The 14,851-nt window shown below is 53.2% G+C and carries 16 protein-coding genes and 1 tRNA gene; 13 read left to right on the top strand and 4 right to left on the bottom strand.

The features are described from left to right. Window positions 1-84: 84 nt before the first annotated feature. A tRNA-Trp gene (locus NA330_RS21785) sits at window positions 85-160 on the top strand. 100 nt (window positions 161-260) lie between these two features. On the opposite strand, the gene hdfR is transcribed toward NA330_RS21785, so the two are convergent. Further along, on the bottom strand, window positions 261-1,109 hold the full coding sequence (gene hdfR, locus NA330_RS21780; RefSeq protein ID WP_001541181.1) for an HTH-type transcriptional regulator HdfR: 849 nt from the start codon (window positions 1,107-1,109) through the stop codon (window positions 261-263). 106 nt (window positions 1,110-1,215) lie between these two features. Here hdfR and maoP point away from each other — a divergent pair, with 106 nt between their 5' ends. Continuing rightward, on the top strand, window positions 1,216-1,554 hold the full coding sequence (gene maoP, locus NA330_RS21775) for a macrodomain Ori organization protein MaoP (protein WP_000840996.1): 339 nt from the start codon (window positions 1,216-1,218) through the stop codon (window positions 1,552-1,554). Window positions 1,555-1,578: 24 nt separating this feature from the next. Here the strand turns inward: maoP and NA330_RS21770 are convergent, their stop codons facing one another. Beyond that, window positions 1,579-3,099, bottom strand: coding sequence for a YifB family Mg chelatase-like AAA ATPase (locus NA330_RS21770; protein WP_023241727.1), 1,521 nt, complete (start codon window positions 3,097-3,099; stop codon window positions 1,579-1,581). 351 nt (window positions 3,100-3,450) lie between these two features. On the opposite strand from NA330_RS21770, the gene ilvL reads away from it, so the two are divergent. The 9 genes from ilvL to NA330_RS21725 all read left to right on the top strand — a co-directional run bounded on the left by ilvL (window position 3,451) and on the right by NA330_RS21725 (window position 11,037). Further along, entirely contained in the window at window positions 3,451-3,549 is a 99-nt protein-coding gene (ilvL, locus tag NA330_RS21765; protein WP_001311244.1) for an ilv operon leader peptide, read from the top strand. Window positions 3,550-3,635: 86 nt separating this feature from the next. Further along, window positions 3,636-3,686 (top strand): peptide IlvX, encoded by a 51-nt coding sequence (gene ilvX / locus NA330_RS21760; RefSeq protein WP_192930503.1) that lies wholly within the window; start codon window positions 3,636-3,638, stop codon window positions 3,684-3,686. 2 nt (window positions 3,687-3,688) lie between these two features. Next, window positions 3,689-5,335: an acetolactate synthase 2 catalytic subunit gene (gene ilvG / locus NA330_RS21755; protein WP_023241728.1), complete on the top strand. Its 1,647-nt coding sequence runs from the start codon at window positions 3,689-3,691 to the stop codon at window positions 5,333-5,335. Next, window positions 5,332-5,595 (top strand): acetolactate synthase 2 small subunit, encoded by a 264-nt coding sequence (gene ilvM / locus NA330_RS21750; RefSeq protein WP_000983260.1) that lies wholly within the window; start codon window positions 5,332-5,334, stop codon window positions 5,593-5,595. The genes ilvG and ilvM overlap by 4 nt, the downstream gene beginning before the upstream one ends. A 17-nt stretch (window positions 5,596-5,612) precedes the next feature. After that, window positions 5,613-6,542: a branched-chain-amino-acid transaminase gene (ilvE, locus tag NA330_RS21745; protein WP_023241729.1), complete on the top strand. Its 930-nt coding sequence runs from the start codon at window positions 5,613-5,615 to the stop codon at window positions 6,540-6,542. A gap of 159 nt (window positions 6,543-6,701) precedes the next feature. Further along, window positions 6,702-8,552: a dihydroxy-acid dehydratase gene (gene ilvD / locus NA330_RS21740; RefSeq protein ID WP_001127428.1), complete on the top strand. Its 1,851-nt coding sequence runs from the start codon at window positions 6,702-6,704 to the stop codon at window positions 8,550-8,552. 2 nt (window positions 8,553-8,554) lie between these two features. Beyond that, on the top strand, window positions 8,555-10,099 hold the full coding sequence (gene ilvA, locus NA330_RS21735; RefSeq protein WP_001524959.1) for a threonine ammonia-lyase, biosynthetic: 1,545 nt from the start codon (window positions 8,555-8,557) through the stop codon (window positions 10,097-10,099). Between the two features lie 282 nt (window positions 10,100-10,381). After that, window positions 10,382-10,699: a type II toxin-antitoxin system RelE/ParE family toxin gene (locus NA330_RS21730; RefSeq protein WP_162264584.1), complete on the top strand. Its 318-nt coding sequence runs from the start codon at window positions 10,382-10,384 to the stop codon at window positions 10,697-10,699. After that, the gene (locus tag NA330_RS21725; RefSeq protein WP_000560822.1) at window positions 10,696-11,037 is read left to right on the top strand and encodes a helix-turn-helix domain-containing protein; all 342 of its coding nucleotides are present in this window, start codon (window positions 10,696-10,698) and stop codon (window positions 11,035-11,037) included. The genes NA330_RS21730 and NA330_RS21725 overlap by 4 nt, the downstream gene beginning before the upstream one ends. Before the next feature lie 2 nt (window positions 11,038-11,039). Here NA330_RS21725 and ilvY read toward each other — a convergent pair whose 3' ends face one another. Then, complete coding sequence (gene ilvY, locus NA330_RS21720) at window positions 11,040-11,927, bottom strand: HTH-type transcriptional activator IlvY (protein ID WP_001518849.1); 888 nt, start codon at window positions 11,925-11,927, stop codon at window positions 11,040-11,042. Window positions 11,928-12,085: 158 nt separating this feature from the next. On the opposite strand from ilvY, the gene ilvC reads away from it, so the two are divergent. Next, window positions 12,086-13,561 (top strand): ketol-acid reductoisomerase, encoded by a 1,476-nt coding sequence (gene ilvC / locus NA330_RS21715; RefSeq protein ID WP_000024943.1) that lies wholly within the window; start codon window positions 12,086-12,088, stop codon window positions 13,559-13,561. 91 nt (window positions 13,562-13,652) lie between these two features. Here the strand turns inward: ilvC and ppiC are convergent, their stop codons facing one another. After that, window positions 13,653-13,934 carry a peptidylprolyl isomerase PpiC gene (ppiC, locus tag NA330_RS21710; RefSeq protein ID WP_001096806.1) on the bottom strand — a complete coding sequence of 94 codons (282 nt, stop codon included), beginning with the start codon at window positions 13,932-13,934 and terminating at the stop codon, window positions 13,653-13,655. Between the two features lie 193 nt (window positions 13,935-14,127). Here ppiC and NA330_RS21705 point away from each other — a divergent pair, with 193 nt between their 5' ends. Further along, a complete protein-coding gene (locus NA330_RS21705; RefSeq protein ID WP_024149226.1) occupies window positions 14,128-14,829 on the top strand; it encodes a Crp/Fnr family transcriptional regulator in 702 nt (233 codons plus the stop codon). The last annotated feature ends 22 nt before the right edge of the window (window positions 14,830-14,851 follow it).

Below are 14,851 nucleotides of genomic sequence, written 5' to 3'. Positions count from 1 at the left end.
GAGCGGTAGTTCAGTTGGTTAGAATACCTGCCTGTCACGCAGGGGGTCGCGGGTTCGAGTCCCGTCCGTTCCGCCACCCTAATTAGGGGCGTAGTTCAATTGGTAGAGCACCGGTCTCCAAAACCGGGTGTTGGGAGTTCGAGTCTCTCCGCCCCTGCCAGAAATAATCCTTAGCATCTGCTAAGGATTTTTTTTGCCTAAAATTACCTGATTATCTGATCAGGTAATCGTAAGTTCCCTTCTTTTTCTTTTCATCATTTTCATTGTTCATCCAGCACATCCGTTTTTAACAGATCGCAGATCAGCGAGTATTTATCGCTGTTTTGCAGCCAAATAGCGTATAGTGGCCGTGAAAGCGTTGCGCTGTCGGCAACGGTATGTAATCCGCCCTTTTCATTTGCCCAGTTTACAGGAAGCCAGCTACAGCCATTTAATGCGCTAAGCTGCTGTCGGGCGAGTTCGGCTGAGCTGGTTGTTAATACCGGCACTTCATCTGCTGCGATCAGCCCTGTTTCATGCTGTTGGAAGTCTGGTCCCCACTCCAGCCGCAGATAATTGAGTTCTGATTTCTTACGGGCAGGGCTGCTGCAATATAACGCCAAAGTGAAGTGCCCTAACAGCTGACTGCTGAACTCATCCATTTTGGGCGCTTCGGTAGTAATGAGGAGATCAAGCTGGCGTTCATGAAGTTGCTTCACAAGCGATTGCCGTTGAGCGATTCTGGCTTCGAATTGCAGGCCGCTTTGTGGCTCCTGTAGTTGGTACAGTCGCCCCAGCCAGGCGTTAAGCATACACTCCCATAAAGACGCGCTGGCGCCGATGGAAAACTCGTTATGGCGTGAGGTATGCGCCACCTCTTTACGTGCCGCTTGCCACGTATTCATCAGCGTTTCCGCATACGGTAAAAGTTTTTCGCCAGCCGTGGTTAAACGGATATTGTTTCTGTGCCGCGTAAAAAGGTTTACGCCCAGTTGATTCTCCAGTTGCCTGATACGAAAGCTCACCGCGGATTGCGTCAGGTAAAGTGCTTCTGCGGCCCGCCCGAAATGGCGTGTCCGGCTAACTTCCAGGAAAGTTTTTAACAATTCCGTATCCACTGTGCTCTCCACAAAATTATTTGTCGTTATGATTTAAATGTTTTGTTTTACACTCTGTCAAGCGTAACTAATACTCCGCGCCATAAATAGCTCAGACAAAGAATTAGGAGCGTGCAGGATGGCGGAAAGCTTTACGACGACTAATCGATATTTTGACAATAAACATTATCCACGTGGATTCTCTCGTCACGGTGATTTCACGATTAAAGAGGCACAACTGCTTGAGCGTCATGGTCATGCCTTTAATGATCTGGATCTTGGCAAGCGTGAGCCTGTGACTGAAGAAGAGAAGCTGTTTGTAGCGGTATGTCGCGGTGAACGCGAGCCGGTAACGGATGCAGAACGCGTCTGGTCCAAGTATATGACGCGTATCAAGCGTCCAAAACGCTTCCACACCTTGTCTGGCGGCAAGCCGCAAGTTGAAGGCGCAGAAGACTACACCGAAGCTGATGATTAATAAAAAGGGCGTAATGCCCTTTTTTTACGCCAACAGCTTTTGCAAATGAATTAACAACCTGTCTATCGCCCGATAGCTTACCGCTTCCTGCAAATGCTGACGTGAGATCTGGTCAGCCAGTTCTATGTCGGCAATGGTTCTGGCCACTTTTAGTAAACGCTGCCAGGCGCGAATGGATAATCCAAGATGCACCAGCGTGTCTTCAAGCCAGCGAGCGTCATCGTGATGCAAAACACAGTATTTTTGGATTTCGCGACCCTCCAGACGCGCGTTTAACTTCTTCTGGCGTCGGTACTGCCGTTCATGGGCGGCGATGACCCGCTTTTTTACCGTAGCGCTGTTCTCACCCTTTGAGGCGTGTTGGCTAAGAATCCCGGGCGGTGGAAGCGGTATCTCAAGCGAAAGGTCAAAACGATCAAGAAACGGGCCTGACAACCTATTAAGGTAACGTAGTGTCTGTTCTGGCGTGCAGCGATTATGGTTTCCCTGATAATGTCCGGTCGGGCTGGGATTCATTGCGGCGATTAACTGGAACCTGGCAGGGTACGTTATTTTCGCTCTGGTACGGGATAAATGAATTTGACCGGATTCTATAGGTTCACGTAGCGCATCCAGTGTGCGTCGCTCAAATTCAGGCAATTCATCAAGGAACAAAATTCCGTTGTGCGCCAGCGATATCTCTCCCGGGGCGGGTATTGCGCCGCCGCCGACCATAGCAGTAAGTGAGGCGCTATGATGAGGTGAGCGAAAGGGACGTTGCTGCCATCGTTTTTGTACCGTATCGGCATTAACCAGACTGAGGATCGCGGCGCTTTCCAACGCCTCTTCATTGCTTAATGGTGGAAGAATCCCGCTCAGTCGACTGGCCAGCATGGTTTTACCCGTACCCGGCGGGCCGATCAATAGCAGATTATGTCCCCCTGCCGCTGTAATCTCCAGGCCTCGTTTACCCTGCTCCTGACCGATCACATCGCGAAGATCGGCAGTTGTGGTAGGCGATGCCATATCCTGAGCTAAAGGTCTTTCCAGGGCGTGTTTCCCTTCCAGAAAGGCGCAGACGGTTTGTAGATGATCGGCGATAAAACATCCTTCTTTGCTGATAAGCCCAACCTCCGCCGCGTTCTCTGTTGCGACGATAATATTTCTGCCGGCCCTGATGGCTTCCGTTGCGCTTGATATTGCGCCAGGAACGCCGCGTAATGCGCCTGTAAGCGCTAACTCACCCACCAGCTCATATGCCTCAAGATTCGACGCTGTAAGCTGCTCAGACGCGGCCAGAAGCGCAACAGCAATAGGCAGGTCATACCTTCCGCCCTCTTTCGGTAGATCGGCTGGAGCAAGGTTAATGGTTATTTTTTTAGCCGGAAATTCATATCCGCTATTAATAATCGCACTACGTACCCGGTCACGCGCCTCTTTTACCGTGGTTTCCGGTAGGCCAACCATGGTTAATCCCGGTAATCCATTACTGATATGCACCTCTATAGTGATAGGCGGCGCATTGACGCCAAGTGCGGCGCGAGTATGAACAATCGCCAGTGACATAATCCCTCCTGTTACGTGGATTATGCGGGATAGAAGAGAAAATCGAATTACTGACTTTTTGTTTTTTAGCGGCTGCTTCCTGAATTTTGGCGTCATTTTCAGGTAAGAAATATCAAACTGGAAGAACGCTCGCAGAAGCGAAAAGAAGGAAAACAGGGTGCAAAGCGCGCCAAAAGGGGGAGGAAAACGTGAAAATTTTTCAGTTTCTAATTTTTCTTATAAAAAACAAAGCCCTTGTAGGCATTCACCTGCATTATCTGAAACGTGGTTAAAAAAATATCTTGTGCTATTGGCAAAACCTATGGTAACTCTTTAGGTATTCCTTCGAACAAGATGCAAGAATAGACAAAAATGACAGCCCTTCTACGAGTGATTAGCCTGGTCGTGATTAGCGTGGTGGTGATTATTATCCCACCGTGCGGGGCTGCACTTGGACGAGGAAAGGCTTAGAAATCAAGCCTTAACGAACTAAGACCCCCGCACCGAAAGGTCCGGGGGTTTTTTTTGGCCTGAAAAACTTAAGCGAGGAGCAGAGCGTGAATAACAGCATAAAATTCTGTTTCTCAAGATTTACGACGGGGATGTAACTATGAACGGGGCACAGTGGGTGGTACATGCTTTGCGAGCGCAGGGGGTGAAAACCGTATTTGGTTATCCTGGTGGCGCAATTATGCCGGTTTACGACGCGTTGTATGACGGTGGTGTGGAGCATTTGTTGTGCCGACACGAGCAGGGTGCCGCAATGGCGGCAATCGGTTATGCCCGTTCTACCGGCAAAACCGGTGTTTGTATCGCCACTTCCGGCCCTGGTGCCACTAACCTGATCACTGGCCTGGCGGATGCGTTGTTAGATTCGGTCCCCGTCGTCGCGATCACGGGTCAGGTGTCCGCCCCGTTCATCGGCACCGATGCGTTCCAGGAGGTGGATGTGTTAGGGCTGTCGCTGGCCTGTACCAAACACAGCTTCCTGGTGCAGTCGCTGGAAGAGCTGCCTCGTATCATGGCAGAGGCTTTTGAAGTCGCCAACGCTGGCCGTCCTGGCCCGGTTCTGGTGGATATCCCGAAAGATATCCAATTAGCCAGCGGAGCGCTGGAGCCCTGGTTTACTACCGTTGATAACGAAGCGACCTTCCCGCAGGCTGATGTGGAACAGGCGCGCCAGATGCTGGAACAGGCGAAAAAACCCATGCTGTACGTCGGCGGTGGTGTTGGTATGGCGCAGGCGGTTCCGGCGCTGCGTAAATTTATCGCGGTAACGCAAATGCCAGTTACCTGCACGCTGAAAGGGCTGGGGGCTGTTGAGGCTGATTATCCGTACTATCTGGGCATGCTGGGAATGCACGGTACTAAAGCGGCTAATTTCGCGGTGCAAGAGTGTGATTTACTGATCGCAGTGGGTGCACGTTTTGATGACCGGGTGACCGGTAAGCTGAATACGTTTGCGCCGAACGCCAGCGTAATCCATATGGATATCGACCCGGCGGAAATGAACAAACTGCGTCAGGCACACGTCGCGTTGCAGGGCGATTTAAATTCGCTGTTGCCGGCATTACAGCAACCGCTGAAGATCGACGCATGGCGTCAGTCCTGTGCAGAGCTGCGCGCAGAACACGCCTGGCGCTATGACCATCCTGGCGAGACTATCTATGCGCCGTTGTTGTTGAAGCAATTGTCGGAACGCAAACCCGCAGACAGTGTGGTGACGACGGATGTTGGGCAGCATCAGATGTGGTCAGCCCAGCATATGACTTACACCCGCCCGGAGAACTTCATCACTTCCAGCGGTCTGGGGACGATGGGATTCGGCTTACCGGCGGCCGTTGGCGCGCAGGTAGCGCGACCGAATGATACCGTTATCTGTATCTCCGGTGACGGCTCCTTCATGATGAATGTTCAGGAGTTGGGCACCGTAAAACGCAAGCAGTTACCGTTGAAGATAGTCTTACTCGACAACCAGCGGTTAGGGATGGTTCGACAATGGCAGCAACTGTTTTTCCAGGAGCGATATAGCGAAACCACCCTGACCGATAACCCCGATTTCCTCATGCTGGCCAGCGCCTTCGGCATTCCAGGCCAGCACATTACTCGTAAAGACCAGGTTGAAGCGGCACTCGACACGATGTTGGCAAGCGAAGGGCCGTACCTGCTTCACGTCTCAATCGACGAACTTGAAAATGTCTGGCCGTTGGTGCCGCCTGGCGCCAGTAACTCTGAAATGCTGGAGAAATTATCATGATGCAACATCAGGTCAATGTATCGGCACGCTTTAATCCAGAAACCTTAGAACGTGTTTTACGCGTGGTGCGCCATCGTGGTTTTCAGGTGTGCTCCATGAATATGGAAGCCGCGACCGATGCGCAGAATATAAATATTGAATTGACCGTTGCCAGTCCCCGGTCGGTCGACTTACTGTTTAGTCAGTTAAGTAAACTGGTAGATGTTGCGCATGTCGCGATCTGCCAGAGCGCTGCCACATCACAACAAATCCGCGCCTGAGCGCAAAAGGAAGAAAAATGACGACGAAAAAAGCTGATTACATTTGGTTCAATGGCGAGATGGTGCGCTGGGAAGACGCGAAGGTTCACGTAATGTCTCACGCGTTGCACTACGGTACGTCGGTATTTGAAGGGATTCGGTGCTACGACTCTCACAAAGGCCCGGTAGTGTTTCGTCATCGTGAACATATGCAGCGCCTGCGCGACTCAGCAAAAATTTATCGTTTTCCGGTTTCCCAGAGTATTGATGAGCTGATGGAAGCCTGCCGCGAAGTGATCCGCAAAAACAACCTGACCAGCGCCTATATCCGTCCGTTGGTATTTGTCGGCGATGTCGGTATGGGCGTTAACCCGCCCCCGGGATACACCACTGACGTCATCATCGCCGCGTTCCCGTGGGGGGCATACCTGGGCGCCGAAGCGCTGGATCAGGGGATCGATGCGATGGTTTCTTCCTGGAATCGCGCTGCGCCGAACACCATTCCAACCGCCGCGAAAGCGGGCGGTAACTATCTTTCCTCACTGCTGGTGGGTAGCGAAGCGCGCCGCCACGGCTATCAGGAAGGCATCGCCCTGGATGTAAACGGCTATATCTCCGAAGGCGCAGGCGAAAACCTGTTTGAGGTAAAAGATGGCGTGCTGTTTACTCCGCCGTTTACCTCTTCCGCGCTGCCAGGCATTACTCGCGACGCGATCATCAAACTGGCGAAAGAGCTGGGTATTGAAGTGCGTGAGCAGGTGCTGTCCCGTGAATCGCTGTATCTGGCCGACGAAGTGTTTATGTCCGGAACCGCGGCAGAAATTACTCCGGTACGCAGCGTTGATGGTATCCAGGTAGGTGAAGGCCGTTGCGGCCCTGTTACCAAGCGTATTCAACAAGCCTTCTTTGGTCTCTTCACTGGAGAAAACGAGGATAAATGGGGCTGGTTGGATCCGGTAAATTCATAATAAATAAAATTAATATTTTCCCAAAATAATTTGCGTCACAGGAAGGCGGCAACGCAGCGAATCCCCAGGGCTTACTGTCGTAAGTGACTGGGGTGAGTGAGGCAGCCAACGCACCTGTGGCGTGAAGTATGAAGGGAAAAGATGGGGAGTAAATAAAGCATGCCTAAGTACCGTTCCGCCACCACCACCCATGGTCGTAATATGGCGGGTGCCCGCGCGCTGTGGCGCGCCACCGGAATGACCGACAGTGATTTTGGCAAACCGATTATCGCCGTGGTGAACTCATTCACTCAGTTTGTGCCGGGTCACGTTCATCTGCGCGATCTCGGTAAGCTGGTCGCCGAACAGATTGAAGCTTCCGGCGGTGTGGCGAAAGAGTTCAACACTATTGCCGTGGATGACGGGATCGCCATGGGGCACGGGGGTATGCTCTATTCACTGCCGTCGCGCGAGCTGATCGCCGACTCCGTGGAGTACATGGTGAACGCTCACTGCGCTGACGCGATGGTGTGTATCTCCAACTGCGACAAAATCACCCCAGGGATGCTCATGGCCTCGCTGCGCCTGAATATTCCGGTGATCTTTGTCTCCGGCGGACCGATGGAAGCCGGGAAAACCAAGCTTTCAGACAAAATTATCAAGCTGGATCTGGTTGATGCCATGATTCAGGGCGCGGACCCGAAAGTCTCTGACGATCAAAGTAACCAGGTGGAGCGTTCCGCCTGTCCAACCTGCGGCTCCTGCTCCGGCATGTTTACCGCTAATTCCATGAACTGCCTGACCGAAGCGCTGGGCCTGTCGCAGCCGGGCAACGGCTCACTGCTGGCAACCCACGCTGACCGGAAGCAGTTGTTCCTCAATGCCGGTAAGCGGATTGTTGAACTGACTAAACGCTATTACGAGCAGGATGACGAAAGTGCACTGCCGCGTAACATCGCCAGCAAAGCCGCGTTTGAAAACGCCATGACGCTGGATATTGCGATGGGCGGTTCGACCAATACCGTTCTGCATCTGCTGGCGGCGGCGCAGGAAGCGGAAATCGACTTCACCATGAGTGATATCGACAAGCTGTCCCGCAAGGTGCCGCAGCTGTGTAAAGTGGCGCCAAGTACCCAGAAATACCATATGGAAGACGTTCACCGTGCCGGCGGTGTGCTGGGTATTTTAGGCGAGCTGGATCGCGCCGGGCTGCTGAACCGCAACGTGAAAAACGTATTAGGCCTGACGCTGCCGCAAACGCTGGAACAGTACGACATCACGGTTACGCAGGACGAAGCGGTTAAAAAAATGTTCCGTGCTGGCCCTGCCGGTATCCGTACTACCCAGGCGTTCTCGCAGGATTGTCGCTGGGATTCGCTGGATGACGACCGCGCAGCGGGTTGCATCCGCTCGCTGGAGTATGCCTATAGCAAAGACGGCGGTCTGGCGGTGCTGTATGGCAACTTCGCCGAAAACGGCTGCATTGTGAAAACCGCAGGCGTGGATGACAGCATCCTTAAATTTACCGGCCCGGCTAAAGTGTATGAAAGCCAGGACGACGCGGTAGAGGCGATTCTCGGCGGCAAAGTAGTGGAAGGCGATGTAGTCGTGATCCGCTACGAAGGGCCGAAAGGCGGGCCGGGAATGCAGGAAATGCTCTATCCGACCAGTTTCCTGAAGTCGATGGGGCTGGGCAAAGCCTGCGCGCTCATCACCGATGGGCGTTTCTCCGGCGGTACTTCGGGTCTTTCCATCGGCCACGTCTCGCCGGAAGCGGCCAGCGGCGGCACTATTGCGCTGATTGAAGATGGCGACACCATTGCGATTGATATCCCGAACCGCAGCATTCAGTTGCAGTTGAACGAGGCTGAAATCGCCGCACGCCGCGAGGCGCAGGAGGCTCGTGGCGACAAAGCCTGGACGCCGAAAAATCGTCAGCGTCAGGTTTCGTTTGCCCTGCGTGCCTACGCCAGCCTGGCGACCAGCGCCGATAAAGGCGCGGTGCGCGATAAATCGAAACTGGGAGGTTGATGATGGCGGAATCTCAACCACTGTCAGTCGCGCCGGAAGGGGCGGAGTATCTGCGCGCGGTGCTACGCGCGCCAGTATACGAAGCGGCGCAGGTGACGCCGCTGCAAAAAATGGAAAAGCTCTCGTCACGTCTGGATAACGTTATTCTCGTCAAACGCGAAGACCGGCAGCCGGTACATAGCTTTAAGCTGCGCGGCGCTTACGCGATGATGGCCGGATTGACCGAAGAACAAAAAGCCCACGGCGTGATTACTGCGTCGGCGGGGAATCATGCACAGGGCGTGGCGTTCTCCTCCGCGCGGCTTGGCGTGAAGTCGCTGATCGTCATGCCAAAAGCAACGGCGGATATTAAAGTCGATGCGGTACGCGGTTTTGGCGGCGAAGTGCTGTTGCACGGCGCTAATTTTGATGAAGCGAAAGCGAAAGCTATTGAGCTGGCGCAGCAGCAGGGTTTTACCTGGGTGCCGCCGTTTGATCACCCAATGGTGATCGCCGGGCAGGGCACGCTGGCGCTGGAGCTGCTTCAGCAGGATTCGCATCTCGATCGTGTCTTTGTGCCGGTTGGCGGCGGCGGCCTGGCGGCGGGCGTAGCGGTACTGATCAAACAATTGATGCCGCAAATCAAAGTGATTGCCGTCGAAGCGGAGGATTCCGCCTGCCTGAAAGCGGCGTTGGAAGCCGGTCATCCAGTAGATCTCCCGCGCGTTGGGTTATTTGCTGAAGGCGTAGCGGTAAAACGCATCGGCGACGAAACGTTCCGGCTGTGTCAGGAATACCTTGATGATATTGTCACCGTGGATAGCGACGCTATCTGCGCGGCGATGAAAGATCTGTTTGAAGATGTGCGTGCGGTGGCGGAACCGTCCGGCGCGCTGGCGCTGGCGGGGATGAAAAAATATATCGCCCAGCACAATATTCGCGGCGAACGCCTGGCGCACGTCCTTTCCGGCGCCAACGTCAACTTCCACGGCTTGCGCTATGTGTCTGAACGCTGCGAGCTGGGGGAACAGCGCGAAGCGTTACTGGCGGTGACCATTCCGGAAGAAAAGGGGAGCTTCCTCAAATTCTGCCAGTTGCTTGGCGGGCGTATGGTCACCGAATTTAACTACCGTTTTGCCGACGCGAAAAATGCCTGTATTTTTGTCGGCGTACGCGTCAGTCAGGGGCTGGAGGAGCGAAAAGAGATTATCACCCAACTGTGCGACGGCGGTTATAGCGTAGTGGATCTCTCCGACGATGAAATGGCGAAGCTGCATGTGCGCTATATGGTCGGCGGGCGCCCCTCCAAGCCATTACAGGAGCGTTTGTATAGTTTCGAATTTCCGGAGTCGCCCGGCGCGTTGCTCAAATTCCTGCATACGCTTGGCACGCACTGGAATATTTCGCTATTCCATTACCGCAGCCACGGTACCGATTATGGCCGCGTGCTGGCGGCGTTCGAGTTAGGCGATCATGAGCCGGATTTCGAAACCCGGCTGCATGAACTGGGCTATGAATGCCATGATGAGAGCAATAACCCGGCGTTCCGGTTCTTTCTGGCGGGTTAATTCAGCGTTTAGTTTTTCGGGCCCACAAAGTAAAGTGGGCCTAATATCAAGATATTATCTTCCCTCAGTTATTGGGCTTTTCTGCCAGCCCGGAGCATCCACTCATTTAATTTTGCGAGACGTTTTCCAGAAGGCGCCCAATCTGCTTGTGGTGAAACTCGGCTCACCATATCGTTAGCACCGCTATCACTTGCACCTGCTAAAAACAATGTATAAAATTTTATACACAAGGATGTTATGTTACTCACCCGAGCTCTCTCCAATGAAAAAGAAATTCGATGGGTGGGATCTTCTCTGGAGGATCTCCTGGATTTTCCCATAACGGTACGTAAAGCAGTCGGTTATCAGCTTCACAAAATTCAGTATGGAATTGAACCCGATGACTGGAAACCGTTTTCAGAAATTGGGGCTGGGGTAAATGAAATTCGGATTCGTGACAACAATGGTATCTATCGCGTTATGTATGTCGCTAAGTTTGAAGAAGCACTCTACGTTTTGCATAGTTTCCAAAAACAGACGCAACAAACCAGTCAGCACGATAAAAACATCGCCAGAACGCGTTATAACCGGGTGGTGCAACAACGGAGAAACAGCTTGTGATTGCCAAAACTGATAGTGATATTCGCCATGTGACGCCATCTGGCGGTAATGTTTTTGCTGATTTGGGGTTTGATAAGCAGGACGCAGAAAAGTTTTACGCTGATTCCCTGAGTGAAATCGAAAACACGTTAGCCATTAAAGAACAGCTCATGGAAGAAATTACCCTCTGGATTACGCGAAACCAAATGAAGCAAGCCGAGGTTGCTACAGTTTTGCATATATCCCGACCGCGCGTTTCGGATGTCGTCAACAAGAAATGCAGCAAATTCACCATTGATGCTCTGGTGAATATGCTTAGCCGTATTGGGAAGCCTGTTCGGGTAATGGTAGGGCCGTAAAACTAATTCGGTAAAATCTTCCAGAACGCATCAATTAGCGGCTCATGCAGCCGCTTTTTTTGCGCGCAGACGCCCAGTTCAAACGGCGTTTTTTCGTCGCTGCGCTCTAAAATCATCACCCGATTGCGCACCGGCTCCGGGCTGTTTTCCAGCACCACTTCCGGCAGCAGCGCCACGCCGCAGCCCAGCGCCACCATCGATACCATTGCTTCATGGCCGCCCACTGTCGCGTAAATTGACGGGTTACTGATTTTGTGGCGACGGAACCACAGCTCAATGCGGCGGCGTACCGGCCCCTGATCGGCCATGATAAACGGCACCGTCGACCAGTCGGGCTTATCGACCGACACCTGATTGCGCACCGGGCAGGGCAGCGCCGGGGCGATCAGCACCACTGCCAGATTCTCCAGCATCGAAAACGCCACCGCGCCGGGCAGCGTTTCCGGCTTACCGGCAATCGCCAGATCGGCCTCGCCGGTGACCACTTTGTCCATGGCGTCGGCGGCGTCGCCGGTGGTGAGCTTAATTTCCACCGAGGGATGTTCGGCGCGGAAGCGGTCGAGGATCGGCGGCAGGTGACTGTACGCCGCGGTCACTGAACAGAAGATATGGAGTTCGCCGGAAAGGGACGGCCCCTGCTGATCGAGGGTATGGCGCAACTGCTGATATTGCAAAAGCGTCTGTTGGGCAAACACTCGCAGCTCTTCACCGGCTTCGGTCAGCGTGACCGTGCGGTTGTCGCGCACAAACAGCGGCTGGCCGAGATCTTCTTCCAGCCGCTGAATCTGCCGGGAGAGCGTGGAGGGACTGACGTGCATCGCCCGCGCGCTGCGGCCAAAGTGGCGGCTTTCCGCCAGATGCAGGAAGGTTTTTAGATCGCGTAAATCCACCGATTTCACCTCACGGCTTTATATTGCAGAAATTGCAACGTGATGTTGTGAATATATCAATTTCCGCAATAAATTTCCTGTTGTAATGTGAGTCTATTCTCGCTGAAAAACGAACCGAATAATAAGCACCACAACACAACATCACGGAGTACACCATCATGGCTAACTACTTTAATACACTGAACCTGCGCCAGCAGCTGGCGCAGCTGGGTAAATGCCGCTTTATGGGCCGCGACGAATTCGCCGACGGCGCGAGCTACCTTCAGGGTAAAAAAGTGGTCATCGTCGGCTGTGGCGCTCAGGGGCTGAACCAGGGCCTGAACATGCGTGATTCCGGTCTGGATATCTCCTACGCCCTGCGTAAAGAAGCGATTGCTGAGAAGCGTGCCTCCTGGCGTAAAGCGACCGAAAACGGCTTCAAAGTGGGTACCTACGAAGAGCTGATTCCGCAGGCTGACCTGGTGGTTAACCTGACGCCGGACAAACAGCACTCCGACGTGGTGCGCTCCGTACAGCCGCTGATGAAAGACGGCGCGGCGCTGGGCTACTCCCACGGCTTCAATATCGTGGAGGTGGGCGAGCAGATCCGTAAAGACATCACCGTGGTGATGGTAGCGCCGAAGTGTCCGGGCACCGAAGTGCGCGAAGAGTACAAACGTGGTTTCGGCGTGCCGACGCTGATCGCCGTTCACCCGGAAAACGATCCGAAAGGCGAAGGCATGGCGATTGCTAAAGCCTGGGCAGCAGCAACTGGCGGTCACCGTGCGGGCGTACTGGAATCTTCTTTCGTGGCGGAAGTGAAATCCGACCTGATGGGCGAGCAGACTATCCTGTGCGGTATGCTGCAGGCTGGTTCTCTGCTGTGCTTCGACAAGCTGGTGGCAGAAGGCACCGACCCGGCATACGCCGAAAAACTGATTCAGTTCGGCTGGGAAACCATCACCGAAGCGCTGAAGCAGGGCGGCATCACCCTGATGATGGACCGTCTGTCTAACCCGGCGAAACTGCGTGCTTACGCGCTGTCCGAACAGCTGAAAGAGATCATGGCGCCGCTGTTCCAGAAACACATGGATGACATCATCTCCGGCGAGTTCTCTTCCGGCATGATGGCTGACTGGGCTAACGACGATAAGAAACTGCTGACCTGGCGTGAAGAGACCGGTAAAACTGCGTTCGAAACCGCGCCGCAGTTTGAAGGTAAAATCGGCGAGCAGGAGTACTTCGATAAAGGCGTGCTGATGATCGCGATGGTGAAAGCGGGCGTTGAGCTGGCGTTCGAAACCATGGTCGATTCCGGCATCATCGAAGAATCCGCTTACTACGAATCACTGCACGAACTGCCGCTGATCGCCAACACCATCGCCCGTAAGCGTCTGTATGAAATGAACGTGGTTATCTCTGATACCGCAGAATACGGTAACTACCTGTTCTCTTACGCTTGCGTACCGCTGCTGAAACCGTTTATGGCGGAATTGCAACCGGGCGATCTGGGTAGTGCTATCCCGGAAGGCGCGGTAGACAACGCACAGCTTCGCGACGTGAACGACGCGATTCGTAGCCATGCGATTGAGCAGGTAGGTAAGAAATTGCGCGGCTATATGACGGATATGAAGCGTATTGCGGTAGCGGGTTGATATACCTTGTCGGGTGGCGCTAGCGCTTACCCGACCTACAAAATCAAGCAGACGATGTAGGCCGGGTAAGGCGTAGCCGCCACCCGGTTTTTTATTTGCGATACAATACTTTAATGATGTGGTAACCGAACTGGGTATGCAGCGGGCCGGTTGGCTCCAGTACCGGGCAGGAAAAGACTACTTTATCGAATGCCGGAACCATCTGGCCCTGACGAAATTCGCCTAAATGACCGCCTTTTTTACCGGATGGGCAAATAGAATGCTTCTTCGCCAGCTTCTCAAAATCGCCGCCGTTTTTAATTTGCTCCAGAAGATCTAAAGCCAGTTTCTCTTCTTTTACAAGAATATGCAGTGCTGCTGCCATTTTTGCCATTATTGTGTTCTCACGTCGCAAAGATTGGCCGTCACTTTATCACTCCTTAGGCCGTCAGACATATACTCTTCGCCATTACAGGACAGATGTCCCGCCTGATTTAATGAACCGGGAGATAAGCGGCATTTTTAGCAGGCGTATTTCGGATGTGCGGGACGGCGGTCCTGTCCTTTCTGACAAGGGGCGAGATACCATGAGCATAATGAAAAACGCAGAATTTCCAGACGACTGGCTTTTAGGGCTACGCCAGGTCGTACGCGACCCAGTGCTCTATGAATTACTCAAATACTGCCCGTTGGAAATCATGCAGTGCTGGCGATTTGACGACATTTCCCGCGGCGCGCTTATCTGCCGCCAGGGGGAAATATGCCAGCAATTTTCACTCATCGTGGCCGGTGAAGTGGATGTTTTTTACGAAGCTGAAGATGGACGCCGTTACCGGCAGGCGCGTTATGGCAAAGGAGACATGCTGGGCGAGCTAGAGATATTTGAGTCGCGGCATTACATCTGTTCTGTCGTAGCCGTCGGTAATGTACAGCTACTCAGCCTGCCGCAAGCGCATTTTTGCCGCTGGCTGACGCTGGATAACCACTTTAACCAGCGAATGCTGCGGTTTTTCAGCCAACAGTATTACCAGTTGTCGAAAAAGGCCAGTAGCGACAATTTGTACTCGCTGCATCAGCGCGTATGCCAGGCATTATGGCTGCGTTATCAACAATATGAATCAACCACTATTTTACTTGATAAGCAGAATCTTGGTCAGGAATTTGCGGCGACGACGCGCAGTATCAACCGGATACTGCACGATCTGAAATCGCTGAACATTATCGATACCGACGGTGAGCGGATCATTTTACTGGCTCCTGAAAAACTCAAACAGGAGGCGGAAAACTGAACCTCTCAGAACAATAAGGAGA

It is taken from the genome of Salmonella sp. NW722, assembly GCF_051702785.1.
GTDB classification, from domain to species: Bacteria; Pseudomonadota; Gammaproteobacteria; order Enterobacterales; family Enterobacteriaceae; genus Salmonella; species Salmonella enterica.
The sequence above is the reverse complement of the archived record's forward strand: the minus strand, read 5'-3'. Positions and strand labels throughout refer to the sequence as shown.

What these genes read in the sequence shown, in the direction of transcription:
- maoP (WP_000840996.1), top strand. Translation starts at nt 1,216, where the DNA reads ATGGCGGAAAGCTTTACGACGACTAATCGATATTTTGACAATAAACAT.
- NA330_RS21770 (WP_023241727.1), bottom strand. Translation starts at nt 3,099, where the DNA reads ATGTCACTGGCGATTGTTCATACTCGCGCCGCACTTGGCGTCAATGCG.
- ilvL (WP_001311244.1), top strand. Translation starts at nt 3,451, where the DNA reads ATGACAGCCCTTCTACGAGTGATTAGCCTGGTCGTGATTAGCGTGGTG.
- ilvG (WP_023241728.1), top strand. Translation starts at nt 3,689, where the DNA reads ATGAACGGGGCACAGTGGGTGGTACATGCTTTGCGAGCGCAGGGGGTG.
- ilvM (WP_000983260.1), top strand. Translation starts at nt 5,332, where the DNA reads ATGATGCAACATCAGGTCAATGTATCGGCACGCTTTAATCCAGAAACC.
- ilvE (WP_023241729.1), top strand. Translation starts at nt 5,613, where the DNA reads ATGACGACGAAAAAAGCTGATTACATTTGGTTCAATGGCGAGATGGTG.
- ilvD (WP_001127428.1), top strand. Translation starts at nt 6,702, where the DNA reads ATGCCTAAGTACCGTTCCGCCACCACCACCCATGGTCGTAATATGGCG.
- ilvA (WP_001524959.1), top strand. Translation starts at nt 8,555, where the DNA reads ATGGCGGAATCTCAACCACTGTCAGTCGCGCCGGAAGGGGCGGAGTAT.
- ilvC (WP_000024943.1), top strand. Translation starts at nt 12,086, where the DNA reads ATGGCTAACTACTTTAATACACTGAACCTGCGCCAGCAGCTGGCGCAG.
- ppiC (WP_001096806.1), bottom strand. Translation starts at nt 13,934, where the DNA reads ATGGCAAAAATGGCAGCAGCACTGCATATTCTTGTAAAAGAAGAGAAA.
- NA330_RS21705 (WP_024149226.1), top strand. Translation starts at nt 14,128, where the DNA reads ATGAGCATAATGAAAAACGCAGAATTTCCAGACGACTGGCTTTTAGGG.